This is a genomic window from Bdellovibrio sp. HCB288 (assembly GCF_047305935.1).
GTDB lineage: Bacteria > Bdellovibrionota > Bdellovibrionia > Bdellovibrionales > Bdellovibrionaceae > Bdellovibrio.
The window spans coordinates 2,823,917-2,848,138 of the sequence record NZ_CP178619.1 but is presented as its reverse complement, the minus strand read 5'-3'; the positions used below and the strand labels follow the sequence as shown (position 1 = coordinate 2,848,138).

At 46.1% G+C, this 24,222-nt stretch carries 21 protein-coding genes; 8 read left to right on the top strand and 13 right to left on the bottom strand.

Going from position 1 to position 24,222, the window contains the following annotated elements; translation table 11 throughout:
• From ACLVWR_RS13940 to ACLVWR_RS13910, 7 genes are all read right to left on the bottom strand, one after another.
• The gene (locus tag ACLVWR_RS13940; protein ID WP_413581242.1) at positions 1–525 is read right to left on the bottom strand and encodes a DUF3341 domain-containing protein; all 525 of its coding nucleotides are present in this window, start codon (positions 523–525) and stop codon (positions 1–3) included.
• A complete protein-coding gene (nrfD, locus tag ACLVWR_RS13935) occupies positions 525–1,886 on the bottom strand; it encodes an NrfD/PsrC family molybdoenzyme membrane anchor subunit (protein ID WP_413581241.1) in 1,362 nt (453 codons plus the stop codon). Before nrfD ends, ACLVWR_RS13940 begins: the two co-directional genes overlap by 1 nt.
• Positions 1,883–5,029, bottom strand: coding sequence for a TAT-variant-translocated molybdopterin oxidoreductase (locus tag ACLVWR_RS13930; protein WP_413581240.1), 3,147 nt, complete (start codon positions 5,027–5,029; stop codon positions 1,883–1,885). Before ACLVWR_RS13930 ends, nrfD begins: the two co-directional genes overlap by 4 nt.
• Positions 5,030–5,046: 17 nt before the next feature.
• Entirely contained in the window at positions 5,047–5,532 is a 486-nt protein-coding gene (locus tag ACLVWR_RS13925) for a cytochrome c3 family protein (protein WP_413581239.1), read from the bottom strand.
• Between the two features lie 263 nt (positions 5,533–5,795).
• Positions 5,796–7,454, bottom strand: coding sequence for a cytochrome c biogenesis protein (locus ACLVWR_RS13920; protein WP_413581238.1), 1,659 nt, complete (start codon positions 7,452–7,454; stop codon positions 5,796–5,798).
• A complete protein-coding gene (locus ACLVWR_RS13915) occupies positions 7,455–8,864 on the bottom strand; it encodes a cytochrome c biogenesis protein ResB (protein ID WP_413581237.1) in 1,410 nt (469 codons plus the stop codon).
• A 60-nt stretch (positions 8,865–8,924) separates the two neighbouring features.
• Positions 8,925–9,734 carry an N-formylglutamate amidohydrolase gene (locus ACLVWR_RS13910; protein WP_413581236.1) on the bottom strand — a complete coding sequence of 270 codons (810 nt, stop codon included), beginning with the start codon at positions 9,732–9,734 and terminating at the stop codon, positions 8,925–8,927.
• Positions 9,735–9,796: 62 nt separating this feature from the next.
• On the opposite strand from ACLVWR_RS13910, the gene ACLVWR_RS13905 reads away from it, so the two are divergent.
• Entirely contained in the window at positions 9,797–10,372 is a 576-nt protein-coding gene (locus ACLVWR_RS13905; protein WP_340599511.1) for a cob(I)yrinic acid a,c-diamide adenosyltransferase, read from the top strand.
• A gap of 10 nt (positions 10,373–10,382) precedes the next feature.
• The gene (locus ACLVWR_RS13900) at positions 10,383–11,510 is read left to right on the top strand and encodes a hypothetical protein (RefSeq protein ID WP_340599512.1); all 1,128 of its coding nucleotides are present in this window, start codon (positions 10,383–10,385) and stop codon (positions 11,508–11,510) included.
• A 119-nt stretch (positions 11,511–11,629) separates the two neighbouring features.
• Here the strand turns inward: ACLVWR_RS13900 and ACLVWR_RS13895 are convergent, their stop codons facing one another.
• A complete protein-coding gene (locus tag ACLVWR_RS13895; RefSeq protein WP_413581235.1) occupies positions 11,630–12,082 on the bottom strand; it encodes a GNAT family N-acetyltransferase in 453 nt (150 codons plus the stop codon).
• A 25-nt stretch (positions 12,083–12,107) separates the two neighbouring features.
• Complete coding sequence (locus ACLVWR_RS13890; RefSeq protein WP_413581234.1) at positions 12,108–12,500, bottom strand: hypothetical protein; 393 nt, start codon at positions 12,498–12,500, stop codon at positions 12,108–12,110.
• A 169-nt stretch (positions 12,501–12,669) separates the two neighbouring features.
• Here ACLVWR_RS13890 and ACLVWR_RS13885 point away from each other — a divergent pair, with 169 nt between their 5' ends.
• Positions 12,670–13,188, top strand: a complete 519-nt coding sequence (locus tag ACLVWR_RS13885; RefSeq protein ID WP_413581233.1) for a hypothetical protein — start codon at positions 12,670–12,672, stop codon at positions 13,186–13,188.
• Here the strand turns inward: ACLVWR_RS13885 and ACLVWR_RS13880 are convergent.
• Positions 13,185–13,736 (bottom strand): N-acetyltransferase family protein, encoded by a 552-nt coding sequence (locus tag ACLVWR_RS13880; protein ID WP_413581232.1) that lies wholly within the window; start codon positions 13,734–13,736, stop codon positions 13,185–13,187. The two genes, ACLVWR_RS13885 and ACLVWR_RS13880, sit on opposite strands and share 4 nt — an antisense overlap.
• A gap of 13 nt (positions 13,737–13,749) precedes the next feature.
• The gene (locus ACLVWR_RS13875; protein WP_413581231.1) at positions 13,750–14,301 is read right to left on the bottom strand and encodes an N-acetyltransferase family protein; all 552 of its coding nucleotides are present in this window, start codon (positions 14,299–14,301) and stop codon (positions 13,750–13,752) included.
• A 593-nt stretch (positions 14,302–14,894) separates the two neighbouring features.
• Here ACLVWR_RS13875 and ACLVWR_RS13870 point away from each other — a divergent pair.
• Complete coding sequence (locus ACLVWR_RS13870; RefSeq protein WP_413581230.1) at positions 14,895–15,839, top strand: HNH endonuclease; 945 nt, start codon at positions 14,895–14,897, stop codon at positions 15,837–15,839.
• Positions 15,840–16,196: 357 nt separating this feature from the next.
• Here the strand turns inward: ACLVWR_RS13870 and ACLVWR_RS13865 are convergent, their stop codons facing one another.
• Together ACLVWR_RS13865 and ACLVWR_RS13860 are read right to left on the bottom strand one after the other, a co-directional pair.
• Entirely contained in the window at positions 16,197–17,309 is a 1,113-nt protein-coding gene (locus ACLVWR_RS13865; RefSeq protein ID WP_413581229.1) for a hypothetical protein, read from the bottom strand.
• An 18-nt stretch (positions 17,310–17,327) separates the two neighbouring features.
• On the bottom strand, positions 17,328–17,897 hold the full coding sequence (locus ACLVWR_RS13860; protein WP_413581228.1) for a hypothetical protein: 570 nt from the start codon (positions 17,895–17,897) through the stop codon (positions 17,328–17,330).
• 157 nt (positions 17,898–18,054) lie between these two features.
• Here ACLVWR_RS13860 and gspC point away from each other — a divergent pair, with 157 nt between their 5' ends.
• Genes gspC through gspF form a run of 4 tightly spaced genes read left to right on the top strand, consistent with a single transcriptional unit; the run spans position 18,055 to position 24,208 of the window.
• On the top strand, positions 18,055–18,966 hold the full coding sequence (gene gspC / locus ACLVWR_RS13855) for a type II secretion system protein GspC (protein ID WP_413581227.1): 912 nt from the start codon (positions 18,055–18,057) through the stop codon (positions 18,964–18,966).
• Between the two features lie 23 nt (positions 18,967–18,989).
• Positions 18,990–21,275: a type II secretion system secretin GspD gene (gene gspD / locus ACLVWR_RS13850; RefSeq protein ID WP_413581226.1), complete on the top strand. Its 2,286-nt coding sequence runs from the start codon at positions 18,990–18,992 to the stop codon at positions 21,273–21,275.
• A gap of 19 nt (positions 21,276–21,294) precedes the next feature.
• Entirely contained in the window at positions 21,295–22,986 is a 1,692-nt protein-coding gene (gene gspE / locus ACLVWR_RS13845) for a type II secretion system ATPase GspE (RefSeq protein WP_413581225.1), read from the top strand.
• Between the two features lies 1 nt (position 22,987).
• The gene (gene gspF / locus ACLVWR_RS13840; protein ID WP_340599522.1) at positions 22,988–24,208 is read left to right on the top strand and encodes a type II secretion system inner membrane protein GspF; all 1,221 of its coding nucleotides are present in this window, start codon (positions 22,988–22,990) and stop codon (positions 24,206–24,208) included.
• The last annotated feature ends 14 nt before the right edge of the window (positions 24,209–24,222 follow it).

The following is a 24,222-nucleotide window of genomic DNA, read 5'->3' as shown; positions in this document are numbered from 1 at the left end:
CTAGTACTCCGTCTTCTTCACTTCAACGGCGCCCAGCTCTTTGAACATATTCGTAAGCTTGGCTTCGTCATAGATAGAGTCATTGTGTGGAACAAAAATCGCAAATTTATGGCAGCTTAGATCCGGATCAATGATCGGTGGATCGATGCGTGGCATTTTGCATGCGTAGAACAAAGCACCTACAGAAGAAAGAGCTGCGAAAAGAATCGTCAACTCGAACATGATAGGTACGAACGCCGGAAGAGAGAAAAACGGTTTACCACCGATATTCACAGCCCAGTTCACGGCGGAAGTCCAATAAGTCAGACCCAAACCAGCAGACAAACCCACGCAACCAGCAACGAAAGTCACATAAGGAATCCAAGAACGTTTGATACCGCAAGCTTCTTCCATACCGTGTACTGGGTAAGCAGAAATCGCTTCAAACTTGTTGGAACCAGATTCACGCATCTTGCGTGCAGCCTTCAAGATTTTTGCTTCATCCATAAAGATGCCAGCAATACCTTTAGTATATTGAGCAGCCATTAGTGGTGCCCTCCTTCAGTGTCATAACCAACGTGTAGAACAGGCTTAACTTCCGCGATAGAAACCGCTGGGAACAAGCGCAAGTACAACAAGAACAATGTCAGGAACATACCGAACGAACCAACCAGAACGCCCGTATCCCACCATGACCATTGGTACATACCCCAGTTCGCCGGCAAGAAGTCGCGGTGAAGAGAAGTAACCGTGATCACGAAACGTTCGAACCACATACCGATGTTTACGAAGATGGAAACCACGAACATCACAGGAATGGAACGGCGGAAACGTTTGAACCAGAAAACTTGCGGAGACAATACGTTACACGAAACCATGATCCAGTATGACCAAGCATAAGGACCGAAGGCACGATTCACGAATGCGAAACGCTCGTACGGGTTACCAGAGTACCAAGCAATGAAGAACTCAGATGCGTACGCGTAACCAACGAGCATACCAGTCGTCATGATGATTTTATTCATCACTTCCATATGGTCCAAAGTTACGTAGTTTTTGAATTCAGGGAAACCGATACGCACCAAAGTCATCAACGTCACAACCATCGCGAAACCGGAGAAGATCGCACCGGCAACGAAGTATGGAGGGAAGATCGTTGTATGCCAGCCTGGCAAGTTGGAAACCGCGAAGTCGAAGGATACGATCGTATGTACGGAAAGAACTAGCGGAGTCGAAAGACCAGCAAGCAACAAGTACAACATTTCGTAGTGCGACCAGTTTTTCGCAGTTCCTCTCCAACCCAAAGAAAGCGCGCCGTAAATTGTTTTACGCAATTTATTTTTCGCACGGTCTTTGATAGTTGCAAAGTCAGGAACCAAACCGATGTACCAGAACACCATGGAAACCGTCGCGTATGTAGATACGGCGAAAACGTCCCATAGAAGCGGAGAACGGAAGTTCACCCACAATGGACCACGTTGATTCGGATACGGGAACAACCAGTAGTCCAACCAAGGACGACCTGTATGTAGCAACGGAAACAAACCCGCCGTCATAACGGCGAAAACCGTCATGGCCTCAGCGGTACGAGCGACCGATGTTCTCCATTTCTGACGGAACAGGAAAAGTACCGCAGAGATCAGTGTACCGGCGTGACCGATACCGATCCAGAATACGAAAGTAACGATCATCGTACCCCAGAATACCGGGTGAGTTACACCCAGCAAACCGATACCAATACCCACTACGCAGGCAAGGATTACGATGTAAAATAGAAGCAATGTTTTCGCGCCAAGGAACATCCCCACCCAACCTTTGGATGGGAATCTTTCCAACGGAGCACAGATGTCATCACTGACATCCTTCAATGTCTTATTGCCAAGGACTAATGGATTACGCTTCATCATGAGTGCTCACCTTGTTTTGCAGTACCGTGACCATGATCATGGCCACCAGTTGATTCTTTATCATTGTTACGGATCTTGGAAAGGTAGCGAACAGATGGTTTTGCATGCCATTCTTCTAGCAATGCGTAACCACGCTCTTTCTCTTCAGCTTTCCAGATTTTTGCAACTTCCGAGTTTGGATCATTCAAGTCACCAAACACGATACCGCCCGTTGGGCAGGAAGTTTGACAAGCCACTTTGATATCGCCGTCTTTCAACTGACGTTTCTCATTGCGAGCTTGAGTTTTGCCGTCTTGGATTCTTTGTACGCAGAACGTACATTTTTCCATAACCCCGCGCACACGAACACCCACAGATGGATTCAAAGCCATGTGCATTGGTTTTTCGATCAACTTCGCATAGTTGAACCAGTTGAAACGACGTACTTTGTACGGGCAGTTATTCGCGCAGTAGCGAGTACCCACGCAACGGTTGTAAACCATGTCATTCAGACCTTCATCTGAGTGAGCTGTTGCGATAACCGGACATACGGTCTCGCAAGGAGCGTTGTCACAGTGTTGGCACATAACCGGTTGGAAGATCGCTTCTGCGTTTGCGATATCACCTTGGTAGTAACGGTCGATACGCAACCAGTGCATGATACGACCTTCAAGAACGTACTTCTTACCAACAACAGAGATGTTGTTTTCAGATTGGCACGCCACCACGCAAGCTGAACAGCCTGTGCAAGTATGAAGATCTACAGCCATACCCCATTTGTGACCGGAGTATTGGTGCCCAGACCAGATGTTCCAAGTGTTGTGTCTGTGGATGCCAGCGGATTTATCTTTATTGTAGTCCTTCAAAGACGCTTCAGCAGCGATTTGACGACCTTCCATAGAGAAGTTACCGGAAGTACCCGCTAGGTCATATTTTTTACCAAGTTTTGTGAATGTCGCTGATTGACCGGAGAAGATAACTTTTCCAGCTTTATCAACAGCGATGAACTCATTCATGTTTTTACCAACGCCGTTCGCTACTTTACCAGCGCGAGTGCGTCCGTAACCAACTGCTACCGCCATAACCTCGTCATGTAGACCTGGTTGGATGTAAGTTGGAAGATCAACCGACTTATCACCCACTTTAAGAGTGATCATAGAACCGGTTTTCAAACCGTTCTTTTCAGCCATGCCGATAGAGATCATCACGTAGTTATCCCAAGTCAGCTTCGTCACTGGATCTGGAAGCTCTTGCAACCAACCTACGTTGGCAAGAGAACCATCCATGATCGCCACTTTAGGGTAAAGAACCAGTTCCATACCTTCTTGAGCTTTAGCTGGCTTGATAGATGTGAACGCGTCCACTTTGAATGAACGAGCGCCAGATCCACGAACCACGTCACCGACATAACCTTTTTGAAGAGCTTCCAGCCAGAAATCTTCAAAGCCTGCGCCTTTACCGTATTTCGGGTGGATGTCTGATTTCCAGTAAACTCTCAAGTAGTCATAGAACGTTTCGTAGTCACGAAGACGTGCTGGACCTTGTTTTGCCATGAACGCCCAAGTCATCAAAGACAACTGGAACGAACGAGTGTCGTACATAGGACGAATTGCTGGTTGGCAGATGGAGATAACACCTTTACCAACTTCCAAATCATTCCAGGATTCCAACGCGTGGTTGTCTGGAGTGATGTAATCCGCAAACACACCTGTTTCGTCAACACGGTCACCAGTGTAGATAACCATTTTAACTTTTTTAACAGCTTCTGCGAAACCCATTGCCGTAGGCAAAGAGTAACCAGGGTTCACTTTGTGCATGATCAAAGTTTGAACTTTGCCGTCTTTCATATCCTGGATCAACTGAGCCATGTCAGCGTAAGACGCTGTCAATGCAGAGTTGCCGGATTTGGAATCAACAGTTTTACCGTCATTTTCCAAAACGGAGTTCAACATATTCACCGCAACTTGAAGTTCAACTGCTTTGTCAGTCAAAGTCGTGATACCACCGGCAACAACCAGTGACTCACCTTTGTTCGCCCAAAGATCAGATGCAACTTTTGCAAACATCGCAGCGTCGATACCCAATTTTTTTGCAGTGTCTGCAAATGGCGCCAACGCAGACTTCACATTGCCGTTACCAGCGTATGAAGAAAGACCTTTAACCACGATGATCTCGTGAAGAAGGCCCATAACAACGTCAAGTTGTTGCGAAGGCTTGATTTTGAAACGGATATCAGAGTTTGCACCCGTCAATGAGTAGTTGGAATCAAACGACACCATACGGCTCATGTTTTTGATGTCTTTACGACCTTGAGTGAACTGATGAGTGTAAGCAGTTGGATTGATCCAAGTACCCAAGAAGTCCGCTTCAACAGATACGATCATCTTAGCTTTGTCGAACCAGTACTGAGGCACAACATCGTCACCGTAGGAAGCTTTTTGACCATCACGGATTTCTTCGTGAGCAAAAGCATCCCAAACCACAGTCTTGGCTTTGAAGCCTTGAGCGAAGTCTGAAACTACAGCGCGAGTTGAAGGAGAAGCGATGGGGCCGGAAAGGATAGCCACGCCACCTTTTGCCAATTGCTCAACAACTTTTTTATCCAGCTCTTCCCATTTCACGTCGATGATTTGAGAGTTGGATTTCTTTTCGTTGAAAAGATTGCGCTTAGGACCTTGCAGTCTTTCAGGATCATACAAAGACATCAAAGTTGCTTGAGAACGAGCGCTCAAACCACCTTGAGTGAATGGATGCGCAGGATTTGATTCAATGTGAATAGGACGACCTTCACGAGTTTTGATAAGCAAGCCCATCGCATCGTTACCGTCGAAGTATGCAGAAGAATAGTAATTCGCCTGACCAAGAGTCACTTCTTCAGGCATTTTGTTGTATGGAACGATCTTTTGCACTGGACGGCGAACGCAAGACGCAGTCGCCATAGCCAAAGAAGCACCCATCAACTTCAGGAACTCACGACGAGCCCAACCGTCTTCACCGTCGCTTTCACGAAGTGGAGAGGATTTAAACTCAGTCTCTGCTTTTTCTTGAAACTCAGGGCCACCGATTTTTTCTTCGATCGTTTCCCAGAACTTCGTGTCACGCACGATTTTCGGGCGCAACGCTTTTTTTGCTTCTAATTCATTATCATGATGCATTTCAGACATAATACCTTCCGAAACCCTTAGTAGTGACAAGTTGAGCAGTTAATTGGAGCTTTGTTCTCTGGTTGACGGTGACAGTTCACACACCAGCCCATGGAAAGGTCAGAGAATTGCTCCACACGTTTCATCGTTTCGATCGGACCGTGACATGTTTGACAGTTCACGCCCTTCGCGATGTGTGCGTTGTGATTAAAGTGTACGAAATCAGGAAGCATGTGAACGCGAACCCACTCAACCGAGCCGCCACTGTCATAAGCTTCACGAAGTTTTTGAATTTCCGGTTTGTCTGTCGCTACTTGTAAGTGACAGTTCATGCACGTTGATAGTGCTGGAATATTCGAGTGTTTACTTCTTTCCACTTGGTTGTGGCAGTATTGACACTGAATCTTGTTCGTCCCCGCATGCAGTTGGTGATCAAACGCAATTGGCTGCTCTGGAGCATAGCCTTTGTTGTAACCCCAACCTGGTTGGAATTTACAACCCGTGAGAAGTGTTGAAAAAATCATGAGCGCGCTCAAACAAGCTAACACGCCCGCCGTCGTACTTCTAAATACCCGATGCATAATCATCCTTTTGCTAAACTCCTATCCTCTTGTTGTAATTGAGGATTGAGGCCAACAACGCTGTCCTATATTTATTTTGCCCTTATTTAATGACTTAAAAGTCCAGTTGTCCATATTCTTTTTGCAAGCATATTGAAAAAGCGAGAGGCTTTGGGCCTCTCGCTTAGTTTTTATGCAGATCAATTTTCCTACGGACTCTCCTCTTCTTAGGAATTTTTTGCCGATTTCTTATTGCGGCCTTGTCGCAAAACCCACACGTACAGCGCAAATAACAAATGTGCAGCCACAAAAGCAGACACATATTCAACGCCGCCCGCGCCGAATCCGTAAGAATGAAGCCCCGCACCAAGAACGAAGTTCACACCGTACCAAGCCATGATAACTAAAGAGAAAGTGATAATCGCTGTCACTACCATGCCGAAATTTTTAATCATCCCCGCGTATCTTGCGTGTAGAACTGCCAAATAACCAAGAAGCGCAATCAACGCCCAAGTTTCCTTTGGATCCCATCCCCAGAAGCGGCCCCATGAATAGTCAGCCCAAATACCACCCAAGATAATTCCCGGCGCCAAAAATGCGACGCCAATTTGCATGGATCTGTAAATAGCTGTCACGACCGCGCGAATTTTCTCGTGGTTTTTTTCTTCGCCCTTAAGATAGTAAAACAGACCAAGGTCGCCCAACCCGAACGCCAAAAAGAATGCGGCGTAACTGATAGTGATAGTCATCACGTGGATCGTCAGCCAATAATTGCTGCGCAGCACTGGTTCAAGCGGCTGCAATGTAGGATCCAAAACCGCTGGCGCGAAGTCAGCAATCACCAATCCAAAAGCAGCAACCAACGTTCCCGCAAATAAAACAATACGGAACTTATAGATCAGCTCAAGGATCGCAGCGAAAAACACGGTCCCCCAGGCTACCCACACCACCGTCTCATACATATTTGAAACAGGGGCTCTCTCCATAATATACATGCGAACCGCAAAGCCATACGTATTCAGGATGAAACCAATCGCCAGGAACACCCAAGCTGCTTTCATCAAAGACTCTTTAGAAAGAGCCCACACCAAAAGAATGGCAATTGCCGCAAGAATATAAAACACGTAAGCCCAGCGGAACGGATGGAAACTGTTGTAGTGAACTTCCGCGTGAATTCTAGCGCTGTGATCATAAAGTGCAGGGTTCTCTGCACGCGCTGCCGTTTCAAAGGCAATGATGGCTTCATCAAGCTTCGTTGCCGCTGCATCGATATCCGCTTGGCTTGCACCACTTGCCACACCACCGATATAACTCACAAACGCCGTCGTGATACCCATAAACTTTTGCTGAAACGCCTCTGGCAAATCGGCCACAGCAATCCAGTTATCCCCCTCTTTCGGAGGAAGGACTTTCAACATGCGCCCTGCTGCCACTTCCTGAAACACGAAGTACTGATTTTCCAAACGTTGCAAGGCCTGGAAGTACGGATTCAATTTTTCTTTGGCATCACGCTTTGCCTGAAGCTCCTGACGAAGCAAAGCAAAACGATCGCTGCCGAACAGCTCCTGACCATTGAAGTATCTTTGATCCTTGGGAAGTTTCATCGCCTCCAAAACCTGGTGATTGCGAACTTCAAAGATCTTTTTGTCAGCCCATGCTTGAGGCGACAACATCCACGTCAGGATAATTTCTGTGGCTTTACGTCCCTCGTAGGAACTTTTCCCGTAGACAATCTCCAACATTTCTTTGGCAAAACTGTCGTAAGGTTTCAGTCGTCCGCCATCCTGAACCGGCAAATACTTCAGTTGGTCCCCGGGTTTTGCATAAGCAACCACACCAGAAAGGGACACTAAAACCGCTGTCAAAAAGAGTAAAAACTTTTTCATCTAATTTTTCCCGCCGTCTTTTTTCTTAGCTATTTTGAAATCCAAATGTTTAAACCACATCAAAAGAACGATACCCAGACTTAAAATCAGGGAACCCAGATACTTCCACGATCTGCCCGGATCTGCATTCACCGAAAAGATGGACGCCACAGGATGACCATTCTCCTCCTGGAAAGAGGCCTGGTAAATCGTCAGTCCTTTGTATTTCAGGGGTTCATTCATGGAGATCTCAATCTCTCCCAAATCCGGAACTTCAACCACACTCTTGTAAGCCGCAGCCCGCATCGTGCCCTGATAACGATCCACCACAAATGACTTCAGTTGAATTGGAAAACCGATATCGATACGACGGTTGCCGTAAGTCAGAAGATAAACCGCATTGTCTGTGAATAACTTCACCATATCGTTCAACAACACCCAATGAGGCTTGTCCTGGAAAATAATTTTCACAGCGGATGTTGTCATCGGCGTAGGACGATCCATATCCTGCAGTTCCCAATCTTCCAAAGCCGATGGCAGGTATCTTAGAACACGGAAATCCAAGGCCATCTTAAATCCTGGGTCAAAAACTTCACCTTCTTTGATGAATCCGGACTTGCCGACTTTTTCAGAATCTTTGTAAAAGACAGCGTAGCGCAAGCCGCCTTTCTCTTTCACCGGCTCCAGGTAAATTTCATTGCGCATTTGCCCCTTTGCAGGGATCGGCCCCAGATGAACCTGAGCCGGACCAAAATCATGCGTTTGCAGAGTGCCGGCTTTTTTCTGAACCAGCCACTCGATCACATTGACGTTGGGATTTTGCACCTGGAAACGCAAGCCGGAGCCTGCTTTGCCACTTTCATCAGCGATGACTTTACGAGAAGGCAGAACGTACTTTTTATACTCGACGATTTTGATTTCGCCGGCATACACCGGGATCACCGTCGGCTTTTTTTCCGTTGGAGGTTTGACGAAGAAATCCACTTCCTGCTCAAGGGTTTTTGTGTAACGATCCCCATCGAATGAGCTGTAAACCACCAGATCGGTTTCAGATGTCTGCACCAGATTGTTTTTTTGACCGATATCGATTCGCATCGAACCATCCAGGCCATACTTCATGGTCAAAAGACCACCGAACAACAAAATGATGATTCCGATGTGAGCCAATACGAAAGCCACGTGCCGTTTTTTCCATGGCAGACGATCCACCATCACTGCAATCAAGTTGATCACCAACATGCCCATGACAGTGTACATATACCAAGTATCGTAAACGAGCTTTTTGGCAGCGTAAGCATCGTACTTGGCTTCAACAATAGTGCCCACAGCTGTGATGACTGCAATTGAAATGATAATGAAAACCGCGAGCTTCAAACTTGCCAGCGGTCTATTCAGGCGCTTAATAACGGACTTCAAAGAAACATTTACCATAGAGCGGATATCTTTAGATGAAACCCTGCCCTGTGACTATGCTTTTCGGCCTTCGACACCCTACGTTAGGTGCTGCAAATTGTTGCGGATATAGCTGAGTGCGAAGCTGATTTTCTCCTGCACTTTTTTAGCTTCTTCAGGCTTCAGCTTCTTGGTCTTCTCATCCATGTAAAGTTCGCGATTCATTTCGACCTGCAAAGTATGCATTTCTCGCGTTGGATCGCCGTATTGCTCTGTGACGCGACCGCCAAAATACGGCCAGTTGTATCCAACTTTGAATCCTGCGGTCACATAGGCTGCGATCACCAGATCCTTGAATCTTGGATCACAGCTTTTCCCTTTGCTGTCGCTCACGACGATATCAGCGCGACGTTCTCCTGGATCACGGTGCTCACTGGTGCCGACCGAAGGCATGCTGTGCGCATCAATGTGATAAGTTTTAGTGTAACCTTTTGCGTGAAGTTTCGCGTAAAGGTCGCGGATATTACTATGGAAAGGCTCATACACCAACTTCACCAGCTCATCATGTGATTGCTGACTCATTGGCTCTTTCATCAACTGATGTTTGTAGGTTGTGATGACCCAGTGAAAACCACGGTTGTGCATTCCTGCAGGATTTCCGTTACCGATCACAGAGCTCGCATCCACGTCTTCGGGTACTCGATTCATATCGGCCGCATAACGATGCCACTCGGTTTTAACATAGGGAATCTGCAGTTTGTGCAGAGTGGGCTCATACAAAAAGTCGACGTAACGATCCACATCGCACATAACGATTTCTTCTGGCAGCGTATTCAACCAGGGAGTCTGTGGAGGGATTTTCTCTCCAGAATGCGGAATTGTTACCATCAACGGTGCTGTGATTTCCATAGGAACCTCTCTTGACCCCTTAACAGTAAAACGCGACACTTAAATTGAAAAGGGCAAAAGTTATGACGACACCTCCCAAAGCTAAGATCTATACACGTACTGGCGACAAGGGCACGACCCGTTTGGTGGATGGCTCCTGCGTCGAAAAGTTCAATCCCCGCGTCGAGGCTTATGGCACCGTGGATGAGTTGAACAGTTATTTGGGCGTCTGTCGGTCCTCATTGCGCGACTATCCGATCCTGCTTTCTTTGGATGACATCCTTGAAAAGATTCAAAATGAACTTTTCAACATTGGAAGTCTGCTTGCCACCGAAAAAGACGAAGTCTTCAAAATGCTGCCACCCATCACCGCAGAGCAAATTCGCGTGGTGGAGCTAAAGATTGATGAATTGACCGCGGACCTGCCGGAATTGCGCAATTTTATTTTGCCTGCCGGCCACATCGTCGCTTCCCACTTGCATGTGGCGCGCACCTGCTGCCGCCGTAGCGAACGTCGCTCTGCTGAAATTGCAGTGCGTGATGAGCGTTACGCCATGGCTTTGCAATACCTGAATCGCCTGAGTGATTTTTTATTTGTCGCTGCTCGCTGGGCCAACATGAAGATGGGACAGACCGAAGTCCTTTGGAAACAAACTTAAAGGTCCATGAATGAAACTTGAGATTGCATCACCTGAAGACTCCGCGGCCCTAGTTGAATTTTACAAAAGCTTCCCCTTGGACGGTCCATTGCAGATCAAAATCGATCGCAACAAGGATTTTTTCGAGCCCTATGAAATCCATGGTGAAAAAGCCCTGACATACATCCTTAAAGACGAGGAAAAACTGGAAGGCATGGCAAGTTTTGTCGTGCGCGACGTTTTACTGAACAACAAAGTCCAAACTGTGGCCTTCGGTCGCGATCTGCGTATTGCCCAAAATCGTAAAGCCATTTTGGAATGGGGTCAGCACTTTTTGCCGGTCATGAATGAAGTCTCCTCGGTACTTGATGCAAAGTACTTTTTCACGGTGATGAGTTTGAACGAAGCCAAATCAATGAACGCCTTCGTTCGCCAACGTAACACCAAGCGCTCCCTACCCCGCTATTATCTATTCCGTCGACTGAATATGATTTCCCTGCACGGTCGCTTTCCATGGGCCAAGAATCCACTTCCGCATTTGCGCATGCGCCACGGGAATGCTTCGAATGTCGACGCTTTGATTTACTATATCTCGCAAAAATCCCGCTCTAAAGATTTAGCCACTGTTTGGGATGCACAAAGCTTCCATGATAAATTGGATCGCTGGCAGGGTTTGAAACTGGAAGATTTTATTATAGCGATCGATAAGAACGATAACATCGTCGGTTGCTGTGCACCTTGGTCTGCCGAAGGCATGCAGGACTTCATCCCGATGACTTACAATTTGAAGGCCCATAATTTTAGGCAGTTCTTAAAGTTTGGCAAGATGCTGGGCTGGACCCGCACGATGACCAAGCCTTTTTCACGACTGAAAATTGAAGCGAGTTTGAATTTTAAATATTTGAATTTCCTGCACGCAGATAACGGCGATATTTTTGAAGCCTTGCTGTGGAAGGCCTTTGATGATGCTCGCGAGAATGAGTTTCTGGTTTACAACCAGATGCGCTCGGAGTTTATCTATCGTCGTCCGATGGATTGGGTGTCAGCGAAGCTGCCATTTGGGGTTTATCTGATGTTGCCGCCAGATCAGGAACCACCGTCGTTCCTGCATCCTTCCAACGAGCGCCCGATTGAAATGGAGCCGTTCTTTACATTCTAAAGGTACGGCCTTACTTTCTCCACCTAAAGGTACTTAAGGTACAGACACACTTTCTCCGCGTGACCAAACTGATATTTGACACAACATTTCTTGGTAGCGCAAATTGCCCGTCGATGGTCCTAATAAACTTTTTCAAAGATTGAAAATACCGGGCCCGTTGGGATACGCGAAGGGATACGCTTGCCGGTGTCTTGATATCCGCATTTCAAATAAAAACCTTCTGCTGGAGGATCTGGGAAAACTTTGATTTTTGACCAGCGGTTTTCAGCAGCCTGTTGGTCAATGAATTTTGAAGTTGCCGCGCCAATCCCCTGCTTGATGACTGATTTTTTAATCCACAGGTGTTCCAGAAAAATTTCACCTTCATCATTTACAAAAGACAAAAAACCTACCAACCCGGAATTATGAATTTCGTAACACAACTCATTACTCAGGAAAGCTTCATCAACGATAATTAATGGCAACGAAGCTTCTGCGTACTCTGCTGGATAGTTCCAAACAGACCGCGACTCAACGATCATCGAGTTAATTTCTGCCATATTTTGAATATCTGCTTTTTTGAACCCGATCATGGGGTTTTTCCTATATAAAAATTAATTACGGTGCGTGCTTGGTAACTATGACGGAAATGACCTTCTGATTCGCTACTTCAATTTCACAATCTGCAAAGGCGGCGGTTTTAGCTTGAAAACGAACGGTCATCTTGCCGCTGGTGAAACCCGCAGACTTAGACGGAGAAAAAGTTCCCCTGTTGGCCGCATTCACAACTTCGCCACCTGGGTTCGTAAAAATCAAATTATCAAACGACGAGGCCCCAACCAACTGCATGGCTTCATCAACACTTTTGCCGGCTTCAATTGTTTTGCAAAACTCTTCTGCGCGACTTTGAGCTTGGGAAACACTCATCTGAGTATAATAAACACCCAGTGCCGCAAGGACTGCCGCCACCACGAACAAAGATATTAGACGTTTTAAGGCTGTATTTTTCATACCCAACGTCTATATCACTGGAACTTCCAGTCAAGTTAATCAGCTTAACGCTGAAGCAGCGCAGCCCTCGCAATGCTCCCTGCTCCACAAGGATGATCTGTGGACAGACCTAATCCACTCCCTTTATTCTAATGCCATGAATATCAGGCTTAAAACCGCGATCATTGACATGTCATTTTATTCAATTTCTTCTCTGGCGACAGAGGATTTTCTGTGTAACCCCAATGAAGAGGAAGCTGCGAAAAAAATCGAGGCTATTTGCGCAGCCAAAAAAATTAAATCGAGTAAAACCTGGAAGTCACTAGAGGACGCAAAAACTGCAGTCACACTAGCCATAAATTCTCAGGATACGAAACCTTTAGAGGACTACATCGGCTGCGATTCTAGCGACTCTAGCTCCCTTCATGAGCACTGCATTTCAGATAAAAGCGCTCTCACTCCAAATGATTTAAAAAAAATTGTCGAATATTCTAAAGCGCGTAATTCGCTAAAAAATTCAAAATGGATTCAATATGGAGTTGGAAACAAAATTCACCTTTTGTGTTCAACAGACTACGGCTTCAAAGCAGCCCACAACTATTGCGGCAAAGACGAAAAGCTTCAGCCCGTCATAGAAGTTATGGAATCTACAGCGGGCTATTACATTTTCGGTCTTCCAATGACCGGGATTAAAAACCAAACCAACTAAATTTCCACGTACATGGAAATTTCATCGGCAAATGTTCCATCGTGAAGCTTGAAGGCATTTGGTTTTCTACCGCAGTCTTTGAAGCCCATTTTTTTGTATAAGTTATGAGCCGATGTATTGGGATGCATTACGCCCAACTCAATTTGCGTAAGCCCCTCGACACGCGGGGCCTCGGCGAAGAGTTTTTTTAACAACAACTCCCCGACGCCTTCACCGCGCATGTCTTCAACAATTCCCATCCCTAAATGACCGCGATGAAGTGATTTGGTGCGGTTTCCAGCACTGAATTCCAAATTGCCGATAATTCGTCCGTCGCATTCAGCAACGATCAACATACCGCGCGGGTCAGTACTGTTTCTTTCAATCCACTTTTCCTCGTTATCAGCAGGCTTGGTGCGAAAGTCTTCGGCAGTACTGGCAATGTATGGAGCAGTCTCTGCCATCGCAACCATCATACTTCTTAATGCCGGCGCATCCGCCAACACTGGAGATCGCAAAGTGATTGTTTTGCCTTTTTTTGATATTTTAGTTTCTGTTATTACGATCATTCTGCAATCTCGCTTAAAGTTTAAGTCCCATCATAATTTCATCACAAAAGGTTCCATCCGGCTGTAAATAGGCTTCAGGCCTTCTGCCGAACTCTTTAAACCCGACTTTTTTGTACAGATGAAAAGCCTGGTGATTTTCACTCATCACACTGAGTTCAATATGCGTGAGCCCCTCTATTTTTTTTGCTTCCTTGATGAGCTTATCAAACAACTTCTCCCCTAATCCTTCACCCCTCATATCGGGATGCAGAGAAATTCCCAGAAGCGACCGATGCCGGGTTTTCACGCCACGGTATGCGGCAAAGTCCAGAATTCCCACAACGCGGTTTTGATACTCGGCCAAAATACACAGACCCCTTGGATTTGACAGATATCCTTCAATCCATTTGATTTCCGCCTCCAGGGATTGATTCGCAAAAAAATCGGGCCCGTTCAAAATATAGGGAGAGGTGGCTGCGACTTCGACCATGGCATTTAGAATATTTTGTGCATCTTCGACTTTTGGCGATCTTAAGGTTACTGGTTTGTTCTTTTTAGTGGTAACGGTTTCTGATGCAAATTCCACGGTTCGTTCCTCCTGATGACAGAATTTCGGATTCAGGAATTTAAGTCAAACTTTGCATCTGATGAAAATTTTTATGGACGGCATAAGAAGGATTGGCACCCAAAATGGAACCATTGATTTTCTTGAATTCTACTAACAGAGCAGGACTTCCGGACTGCTTTCAGCAGGGCTTCATTGGTTATCACACCCTATTTGATATCTCTTAATTTTTACTTTTTTCTAGCAATTTGATCATATACATTCAGCTAACTATTTCTGGTTCTTTATTCTCTTCAATTTTCTTTTCTTTCATTTCTCTATCTTGCACTCAATTCCTTCAAAATTTTGCGCTACCATGAAGCATCGCTTCAGTTACTAAGTTCTAAAGAAATTTTTCTTGCCCTGTTTTTCATCTCTCTAAAACCTCATCCTTTAAACGACTTCATTTCCTTCGAGCCCGAGCGCATTCATTCTTATTCAACACAACCTGATCGATCCTTAGGCGCTCTGCAAGGAGTTAGTCAACACATCCCATTCTCCGTCAACTTTCTAAAAACTGCGAAAAATCCCCTTTAAAAACCTGTGGTACAACCCTTTCAACAAAGGAGTTTCCAATGAATTTAAGTACACTTTCCAATGAAGAACTCACTTTACGACTGGATAAATTGGCACAATCAGAACGCAAAATTACACATCTTATTCTGGCCCATATTAATGAAATGGAGTCGCGTCGTCTTTATGCAGAGTTAGGCTTTGATTCTATGTTTCGCTATTTAACCCGACACTTGAAATACAGCGACGACGCTGCTTACCGCCGACTCAGTGCCGCGCGACTATTGAAAAAGTCACCGGCAATTGCAGATAAAATTGAAAACGGCAACCTGACGCTAACTCAATTAACTCAGGTTCAATCTGCTTTAAAGCAAGAACTAAAGTCCAACCCTGAATCCGAGATGGATCTAGCCAGAACCCTTCCGGCAATTCTTGAAAAGATTGAAAACAAAACTTCTTTCGAAACTAAAGCCAGTCTTGCTAAAGACTTCAATCTTCCGATTGCAACACAAGATATTGTATCGCCTCAAAGAAACGAAACCGTTCGCATGGAAATCACGCTAACCATCGAACAACTTAAAACATTAGAGACCGCACGCGATTTAATTTCGCATACCGTGACCGACGGAAATTGGGCCGATGTTTTAACAGTACTTGCAGTGAAGCAAATTCAACGGATTCTTGGCAAAGACAAGTTGGAAAATGTATCTGAGAAGTACGCGCCAAGCACACAAGAATTCAAGAGAAAATCGACACCAAGCTTCATGGTAGCGCGAAACCGTAGTCATATTTCTATAAAATCCAAAAGATCATTATTATTACATGCAGATTACTGCTGTGAATACCGAAGCGCTGACGGAACTAAGTGCAAATCGAAATACCAATTGCAAATCGATCACAGACAGCCAATTGCTTTGGGTGGAAGAAATGACCTGCAAAATCTGAGAGTCTTATGCCGGGCACATAACTTGGCTGAGGCAGAAAAATTGGGATTGAATACTCGGTGAATCACCGAGTCGCAGTTGGTTGGTTGGTTGGTTGGTTGGCTGGCTGGTTGATTGGTGACTGACTGACTGACTGACTGACTGACTGTGAATGAATGAAGATGGATTGAATGATGGATTTATTGTTGACTGTTAGCAACTAACTAACTAACTAACTAACTAACTAACTAATGATGAACTAGAGTTATTAATAAAGCTGGCACATTTCTAGTTCTTTCTAATAATCGAAGGCCCTCCTATATTTGCAGCCTCTGCGCCCGCACGATGCGGTAACCAAGCGCAGTGAGGCCAGGATGGCCGTGCTGAAAATATAGGAGGGCCTTCGCTTATTAGAAAGCTCACCGAACGACGTCAGCAATTTTAAAAATAATAACTAAGATTCAAACCATAAGAAGTAGAAGTAGTTTTAGCAGGATACTTTTCACCATTCATGAAGATGCTACTCTCCTCTTCCGTTTCAGCAGTCGATTGAGAGAAGAACGCAGAGTAAGTTATCCCCTTATCAGAACCCCAGCCAAAGTTGAACGAAGTCTCTAAACGCTCATCGCTGGAAGACAGATCACTATAAAGCAAATTCGAAGGTATCAATTCTTCAAGATCAGCGAAGTTACCAAAGATTTGTCGCACGCGAGCCCCAAGGGACAATTTACCAAGACGCATCTCCCCCGAAACACTCAATCTGGCAGATAGCGGAGGAGCTTTGATCAACTCCAAAGGATTTTCTTTGGCATCAAGATCAGACTCTGCCATTTGCTCTACACTGCCTTCAACGCGAAAACTTTTACCCGTGAAACCTACGCCCGCACCGAATCCCATACTTTGGGTTGTCGCAGGCCAAACTTCCGTGGAACCTTGCGCTCCCGTAGAAGGATCGTAATAGGTATAAGTGTAATCCGCATTAGAAGTTCTTTGCATCGCATAGGCGCCAACAGTAAAGCCTTTGAAATTATACGCTGAGCCCGCTTTAAACAGTAGATAGCTAATCTCGGCTTTTAAGTCATTCGCAGAAACATTAGGAGGAGTGCCCACGCGAAACCGATTGAAAGTGTCATACTTGGCCGTTGCCGCACTCAATCCAATCAGCCCAAAATCAACAATTCCCCCGGCATACACAGACTTCGCCGAGTTCGTGACATTGCGGGCTCCGTAAGTCGTAGAATTAATATGCTCCGTCTTATCCCCAGTTTCATAGTCAAAAAGACCTTCAAAAGTAACCCGACTGCCTTTTGTTGCCCCAAAAAGAGTGTTCTTCTGAAGCGCCACGTCTGTTTGCACGCCACCCACAATTCCACCAGTGGTGACTTCATGATCTTTATTTATATCTTTTTTGCTGCCATCCAAAGAAATCAAAGCTTGAGCCCGCTGATGAGCCACCCCTGGATTAATCGAACGCACGCCGGAAAAAAACGAACTGCCGGCAATTTGCGCCAGTGCAGAAGAACAAACTGTAGTTATAAAAAAAGATGCGATCAAACCCTTCATTAATTGAAATTAAATGAAGGGCTGTTGATTATCGATGAAACTGTCGCGAACCTGTGGCCAGAACCAGCCAAGATTTGGATCAGCTGCGATAACGTCTTTAATTTGAACTTCGACGTCTTTGCGAGTCGTGACTTCACGACGCAGCCAGAACTCCACTTCATCATAGCCAGGGCCGATGACAGTGATTTCGACTTTGTCCATAAAGTGCAAAAGATGTAAATCTTTGGTAGCAACGGCATTACCCGCCACTTTGGCATTGATAAAATTGTGCACGACGTTCTTTAGTTCATCTAAAGAACGATAATTGATTCTTCTCAGAATCAAATCCGCACGCTGATCCCGATTGACCCAGCGTTGGTGTAAGCCTCTTTGCACAAGGTTGATCAAAAGAGTGCGTAACACACTCGGTATCTGACGAAATTCATCATCAGACAGTGACATTACCTGCATTAAGTCTACGTAGCGCGCCTGCTCCTGGCCGCGACGAAGGGAGGTAAGCACTTCAGGAATCCGCAAAACTGATTCGCGAATCCCCATTAGATCAATTCCTGCTCCATCCGTGAAGTAGAGAATTCTCATACTTCTATCATGGCCTATCTTCCGGGATTTTAAATGAAAATCAGAGCGTTAGGACTATGGTCCAGCATGTATTTTTTGATGCAGCCCGCCCCCAGATTTGGTACGATAGTCCGAGGCCCAAGGACTAGGTGCCGGAAATAACAAAGGATTTGCAACTGTGATTTCACGCAACCAGAAAAATCAGCGTCCACCATTTGAAAAATGGTATTCGTATATTTTATTTATCTTTATCGGTTACTGCGTGGCAGACTTGGCAATTCTTTCATATCGCGATCGCATGCTGCCACAAACAGCGCCACCAGCACACCCGAAAGCACCACCCGCTTCCAGCTCTGTGAGCTCGGGCTTTTACAATAATATTACTTCCAGAAATATCTTCGCCTCCAATGGCCTGATCCCCGATCAACTCGTGGATAAAAACAAAGGCGCGGCAGAGCAAAAAGAAGCGGATCCGGTTCCGTCTCAGTTGCCTTTGAATTTGATTGGTACACTTGTGCATTCCATTCCTGAAAAATCCATCGCGTCGATTGAAATCCGCGGAAAAAATCAGGTGATTTCTTATTCTGCAGGAAAAGAAATCGAAGGCATGGCGAACATCGTTCGCATCGAAAGACAAAAAGTGGTTTTCCGCAATCTGAATTCAAACCGCTTGGAATACATCGAGATGAAAAAAGAAGGCGGCAAACTTAATTTCGCCGCTGCCAAAGCCCCAACCACTGCTGGTGAAGTTAAAAAAGGCAATGACAATACTTTCACATTGTCCCGCGCGACTTTGTTGAAATATACAAATGATCTTTCCAGTATTTTAATGCAAGCCCGTGCAGTTCCGAATCGTGAACCAGGCACAGGCAACATCAACGGCTTCCGCGTTTTAGATATGCAACCTGGCAGTATTTACGAACAACTCGGCATCCAAAGAATGGATGTCATTAAGTCCGTCGACGGAAATCCTGTCGACAGCCCTGCCAAGGCGATGGAGTTGTACCAAACCCTGAAGAGCAATAACAAAGTTGTTCTTACGGTTGAGCGCAACGGCAAAAACGAAACGATGACATATAATATTCAATAAACTCCCTCAGGAGGAGAGAGCCTATGAAAAAATCAGTCAGCTTAGGAATTGCGTCATTGATGACAGCACAGCTGGTTACACCTGCGGCACAAGCGCAGTTTGAATCATTTCCGCCACCGCCACCTCCACCGGATTTCGGCAATCAGGATAATAGCGGTTTCGCAGCTCCTGATTCCGGAGACTCCTCTGGCGTCATGCACGGCGGAACAGCGTCTGGTTCTGGTGACGAAGCCGGACAAGTGCTAACAAAAGCACAGAAGGAAAAATTCGCCAAAGCTCCGACTGAGGACATCACCAATAAAAACTTCTCGCAAACCATCGAGTCTTTTGACTATCCGAATGTGGAAATCACCGAGCTGGTTAAAGCCATGGGCGAGTTGACTGGTAAAAACTTTATCATCGATCCAGGTGTGCGCGGTAAAATCACGATCAGCGCACCATCCAAGATCACAGTGGCAGAAGCTTACAACGCTTTCCTGTCTGCTTTGGCCATCAACAGCTTCACAGTGGTTCCTTCTGGCGGCTTCCTGAAAATCAAATCCTCCAGAAATGCCCAACGTGACAATATCGACGTTTACTCCGGTGCTTACTACCCTAACACCGACCAAATGATCACAAGAATCATCCACTTGAAGCACATCTCAGCGGCTCAAGTAAATCGTGACCTAAGAATCCTGCCATCCAAGGATGGCGAGATGAATATCTATGAACCAACGAACTCGATCATTATCTCTGACTACGGCGCAAATATTGACCGCGTGATGAGAATTATCAGTCAGTTGGACGTTCCGGGATTTGAAGAACAACTTGAAGTTATCCCTATTAAGTTCGCGAAAGCCAAAGACCTTGCAGACCTGGTGGATAAAATCGTCAACAAAGGCAACAAGAGCCAGGGTTCTGCACCGGGCACATTTACCGCAGGCGTTCCAAGATTCTCCAGATCTGCCGGCACTTCCGCTCAACAGGGCGCAAGCTTCTTTATGGCGATCCCGGATGACAGAACAAACTCCATCATCGTGGTTGGTAACAAATCCGGCATCGTTCGTATTAAAAAACTGATCAGCCAGCTGGATTTCAGAATCCGCGCTGAAGATTCCGGTGGCGTTTACGTTTATTACGTTAAAAATGGTGATGCCGAGAAAATCGCTCAGACACTTTCTGGCGTAACTAAAGAAGCCGCTCCGAAACCTGGCACTGGCGCCCCAAGTCTTCTGTCACCAATTGGTGGTCAGATGCAGGCGCCACAGGAGATTTTTGGCGGCGACGTAAAAATCACAGCTGACAAAGCAACAAACAGCTTGGTTATCACCGCTTCCAAACAAGACTACGAAGTGGTTTTGAATCTATTGAACAAAATCGACATTGCCCGCGATCAAGTATACGTCGAAGCAATCATCATGGAGATGAGTGCATCTGATATCGACACTTGGGGGGTTGGTTACTACCAATACGGTGACAATGGTTACGGTAAAGTCGGCTTCAATGGTGGTATCGACTTGGCAACAATGCTAAGTCCTACAGGAGGTTCCGGTGCGATCCTGGGCTTCGGATCCGGAAAAGTAATCGAAGTGACTCCGATCACAGGTGGCACACCGATCAAGATTCCATCTTTGGTGGGCTTCATCAACTTCCTGAAACAGACCAAAAAAGCCAATATCCTTTCCACTCCGACGATCATCGCTTTGGACAACAATGAAGCGGAAATCGAAGTGGGTGATAAAGTCGTGACTTCCATGCAGCAAAACGTGTCCGGCACGAGTGGCACCATCACGACGACGCCGACAATGGAAGATGCGACGATCAAACTTCACATCAAGCCTTTCATCAGTCCGTCTTCAAACTCAATCCGTATGGAAATCAAACAACAGGTGACGCAGCTTTCATCAGCCGCAATTCCAAAGGATTTCCAAAACAACACGCAGCCGCTGGCAAAACGTTCGATCAACACCATGATCAACGTGAAAAATGGCGACACAGCGATTCTGGGTGGTTTGATCAAGGAAGATGACATTGAATCCGTAGTGAAAGTCCCTCTTTTGGGTGATATTCCTATTTTGGGTTGGTTGTTCAAATCCCGTGATATTCGCAAGACAAAAACGAACATGGTTTCATTCCTGACTCCGAAAATCGTTCGCAATTCAGACGATATGAACCACGTTGTTTCTAAGCGCTTGGATGAACGCATAGACTATATCAAAGGTCAGGGCGGAAAAGACCCATATGGTGCTAAGATTGATCCAATCTACAGAAAAGCAAAAGGTGAGCTTCCTCCGGAAGCAGCCCCAGCAGACCCTGAAGACGTAGAATAGAAATTAAGAAGGAATATTAATGGCCACTGTGGATGTTCTGACAATTCTGTCCAAAGCTACTTCAATGACACAGGATCAAGTGCGTTCTGTGCTTGCCAACCCGTCGGTCGTGAGACCCGTGACCGTCGGGGAAGCTTTAAACCAGAAGGAATTCTCCACAGCGGATGAAGTCGTCAGTGATCTGTGCAAAGAGTTGGGATTGGATTTTATCCGTGACATTCCGGTTGCAGACATCAATGCCGACTTGATCCGGGATATCCCGATCAACTACGCCAAACAACACCAAGTCCTCCCCTACAAGGATGAACCGGATCAACTGATTGCTTTAAGCAGCAACCCGGTGAATTTGAAATCCCTGGATGACTTGAAGGTTATGTTCGGCAAAAAAGTCCGCCCCCTGATCACGACAACGATACGCATTCAGGATGCAATCAATAAAGTGTACGAAAAATCCACGGCGAATCTTTCGGGCCTGGATGAAATCGACGAAGAAGATTACGACCTGGATGATCCTATCGTGGATCTACTGGAGGCTGGCGAAGACGATGCGCCGGTCATCAAGATGGTGAATAGCCTTCTGTTCCGTGCGGTGAAAGAAAAAGCGTCAGATATCCATATTGAGCCCTATGAAAAAGACATGGCTGTACGCTTCCGTACTGACGGTGTTTTGATGGATGTATTTAAACCACCTAAAAAACTGCAAAACGCGATCACATCCCGTATAAAAGTTATGGCGAACTTGAACATCGCGGAAAAACGTCTTCCACAAGACGGTCGCATCCCTTTGAAAGTCGGCGGTAAAGACATCGATATTCGTCTTTCCACTGTACCCGCTGCTTACGGCGAGCGCCTGGTTATGCGTATTCAAGATAGATCCACAGTTATTCTGGAGCTTGAGCAATTGGGCTTCTCGAGAGAGAACCTGGATCGCCTGGATGACCTGCTCTCCCGGAATGACGGCATCCTGCTGGTAACCGGCCCCACGGGTTCTGGTAAATCCACAACTCTGTATGGCAGCTTGATGAAGTTAAACAAACCTGACGTAAACATCCTGACTGTAGAAGATCCCGTGGAGCAACGTATTCATGGTATCGGTCAGGTGCAAACCAACGCCAAAATCGGACTGACATTCGCTGCAGGATTAAGATCCTTCCTTCGTCAAGACCCGGATATCATCATGGTGGGTGAGATTCGTGACTTGGAAACTGCCGAACTTGCGATTCAAGCATCACTTACCGGTCACTTGGTTTTAAGCACTCTGCATACCAATGACTCTGCCGGCGCCTTCCCGCGTTTGATTGACTTCGGGGTTGAGCCGTTCTTGATCGCAACTTCAGTTATGGGTGTCGTTGCCCAGCGTCTGGTGCGTGTTCTGTGCCCACACTGTAAGGCTCCGCACGAGCCGACAGATTTTGAATTGTCACTATTGGGTATCTCCCGCGATGTCGCAAGCAAGAGCCATATCTGCAAAGCCATGGGTTGCTCGGAATGCGGGCAAAAAGGTTATTCCGGTCGTACGACGATCAGTGAATTGATGGTTGTGACTGATGATATTCGTTCATTGATCATGCAGCGTAAAGACGGTGCCACTTTGAAGAAACAAGCATTGGCCAATGGAATGAAAACTTTCCGTGACCATGGTATTGCCAAAGTGCTGGCTGGTGTGACTACAATTGAACAGTTAACTACGAATACGCAACTGGATCTATAATATGCCAATTTTTGAGTACAAGGGCCTGACACGTGACGGAAGAAACACCAAAGGTGTGATCGACGCAGAAAATCTGCGTGCGGCCCGTACCAAACTCAAAAGAGATAATATTTATGTCGTTGATATTCGCGACAAGAAAAAATTAGACACGAAAAAATCCAAAGGCGCTCCCCGCGCCACTAAAACCGTTCAAGTTAAGGATCTTTCCCTGATGACTCGTCAGTTGGCGACTCTGGTGAAGGCGAATATCCCCTTGGTGGATGCTTTGACGGCGATCGCTGAACAGGTTGAAAATCCGACTCTTTCAGAAGCCATTGCCGACTGTAAGAATATGGTGAACGAGGGTTCCCCGTTTCATAAAGCCCTGCAAAAGTACCCGAATATATTCACCAAGATTTATATTTCGATGGTGGAAGCCGGGGAAATGTCAGGAAGCCTGGACGTGATCCTGATGCGTCTGGCGGAGTTTACCGAAGCCCAGGCCGATCTTCGTGCCAAAGTTTCCAGCGCCATGACCTACCCGATTATCATGCTGGTTGTGACGATGGGTTTGCTTTCGTTCCTATTTATTTTCCTGATTCCTAAAATGGTCACAGTGTTCGAGTCCGCGCCAAACCTGGTGCTTCCTTGGTACACAGTCGCTTTGATCAACGCCTCCCAGTTCATGGTGAATTACTGGTACATTATCTTTGGTGCGATCTTTATTGCCATTGTGATGTTTAGAAACTGGAAATCCAGCCCGACGGGCCGCGCTCAATGGGATGCTATTTCTTTGAAACTTCCGATTGCAGGTCCTGCTGTGCGCATGGTGGCGGTTTCCCGCTTCACTCGCACTTTGGCGACACTTTTAACAGGCGGCGTTCCGATGCTGACCGCTTTGGATATCGTTAAGAACGTCGTGGATAACAGCGTTCTTTCCGTCGCGATCGAAGAAGCCCGCAACAATATCGCGGAAGGTGAATCGATTGCCGGTCCTCTGAAAAAATCCAACCAGTTCCCCCCGATCGTAATCCACATGGTTAACATTGGAGAAAAAACCGGCGACCTGGAAAACATGCTGACCCAGGTATCAGATGCCTTCGACTTTCAGGTTAAAAACAAGTTGGAATCCCTGACATCTTTGATGACACCAGTCGTTACTGTTTTGATGGGTTTTGCGATTGCGATGATCGTATTTGCGGTCATGGTTCCGATGTTTGAAATGACCAATATCGCTGGTTAGTTCGGTCTTAAAAG

Excerpts from the sequence above, each read along its gene's own strand:
- gspF (WP_340599522.1), top strand. The coding sequence starts at position 22,988 with ATGCCAATTTTTGAGTACAAGGGCCTGACACGTGACGGAAGAAACACC.
- ACLVWR_RS13930 (WP_413581240.1), bottom strand. The coding sequence starts at position 5,029 with ATGTCTGAAATGCATCATGATAATGAATTAGAAGCAAAAAAAGCGTTG.
- ACLVWR_RS13915 (WP_413581237.1), bottom strand. The coding sequence starts at position 8,864 with ATGGTAAATGTTTCTTTGAAGTCCGTTATTAAGCGCCTGAATAGACCG.
- ACLVWR_RS13860 (WP_413581228.1), bottom strand. The coding sequence starts at position 17,897 with ATGAGAATTCTCTACTTCACGGATGGAGCAGGAATTGATCTAATGGGG.
- ACLVWR_RS13880 (WP_413581232.1), bottom strand. The coding sequence starts at position 13,736 with ATGATCGTAATAACAGAAACTAAAATATCAAAAAAAGGCAAAACAATC.
- nrfD (WP_413581241.1), bottom strand. The coding sequence starts at position 1,886 with ATGATGAAGCGTAATCCATTAGTCCTTGGCAATAAGACATTGAAGGAT.
- ACLVWR_RS13910 (WP_413581236.1), bottom strand. The coding sequence starts at position 9,734 with ATGGAAATCACAGCACCGTTGATGGTAACAATTCCGCATTCTGGAGAG.
- ACLVWR_RS13885 (WP_413581233.1), top strand. The coding sequence starts at position 12,670 with ATGTCATTTTATTCAATTTCTTCTCTGGCGACAGAGGATTTTCTGTGT.
- ACLVWR_RS13905 (WP_340599511.1), top strand. The coding sequence starts at position 9,797 with ATGACGACACCTCCCAAAGCTAAGATCTATACACGTACTGGCGACAAG.
- ACLVWR_RS13925 (WP_413581239.1), bottom strand. The coding sequence starts at position 5,532 with ATGATTTTTTCAACACTTCTCACGGGTTGTAAATTCCAACCAGGTTGG.
- ACLVWR_RS13895 (WP_413581235.1), bottom strand. The coding sequence starts at position 12,082 with ATGATCGGGTTCAAAAAAGCAGATATTCAAAATATGGCAGAAATTAAC.
- gspE (WP_413581225.1), top strand. The coding sequence starts at position 21,295 with ATGGCCACTGTGGATGTTCTGACAATTCTGTCCAAAGCTACTTCAATG.
- ACLVWR_RS13920 (WP_413581238.1), bottom strand. The coding sequence starts at position 7,454 with ATGAAAAAGTTTTTACTCTTTTTGACAGCGGTTTTAGTGTCCCTTTCT.
- gspD (WP_413581226.1), top strand. The coding sequence starts at position 18,990 with ATGAAAAAATCAGTCAGCTTAGGAATTGCGTCATTGATGACAGCACAG.
- ACLVWR_RS13890 (WP_413581234.1), bottom strand. The coding sequence starts at position 12,500 with ATGAAAAATACAGCCTTAAAACGTCTAATATCTTTGTTCGTGGTGGCG.
- ACLVWR_RS13940 (WP_413581242.1), bottom strand. The coding sequence starts at position 525 with ATGGCTGCTCAATATACTAAAGGTATTGCTGGCATCTTTATGGATGAA.
- ACLVWR_RS13900 (WP_340599512.1), top strand. The coding sequence starts at position 10,383 with ATGAAACTTGAGATTGCATCACCTGAAGACTCCGCGGCCCTAGTTGAA.
- ACLVWR_RS13870 (WP_413581230.1), top strand. The coding sequence starts at position 14,895 with ATGAATTTAAGTACACTTTCCAATGAAGAACTCACTTTACGACTGGAT.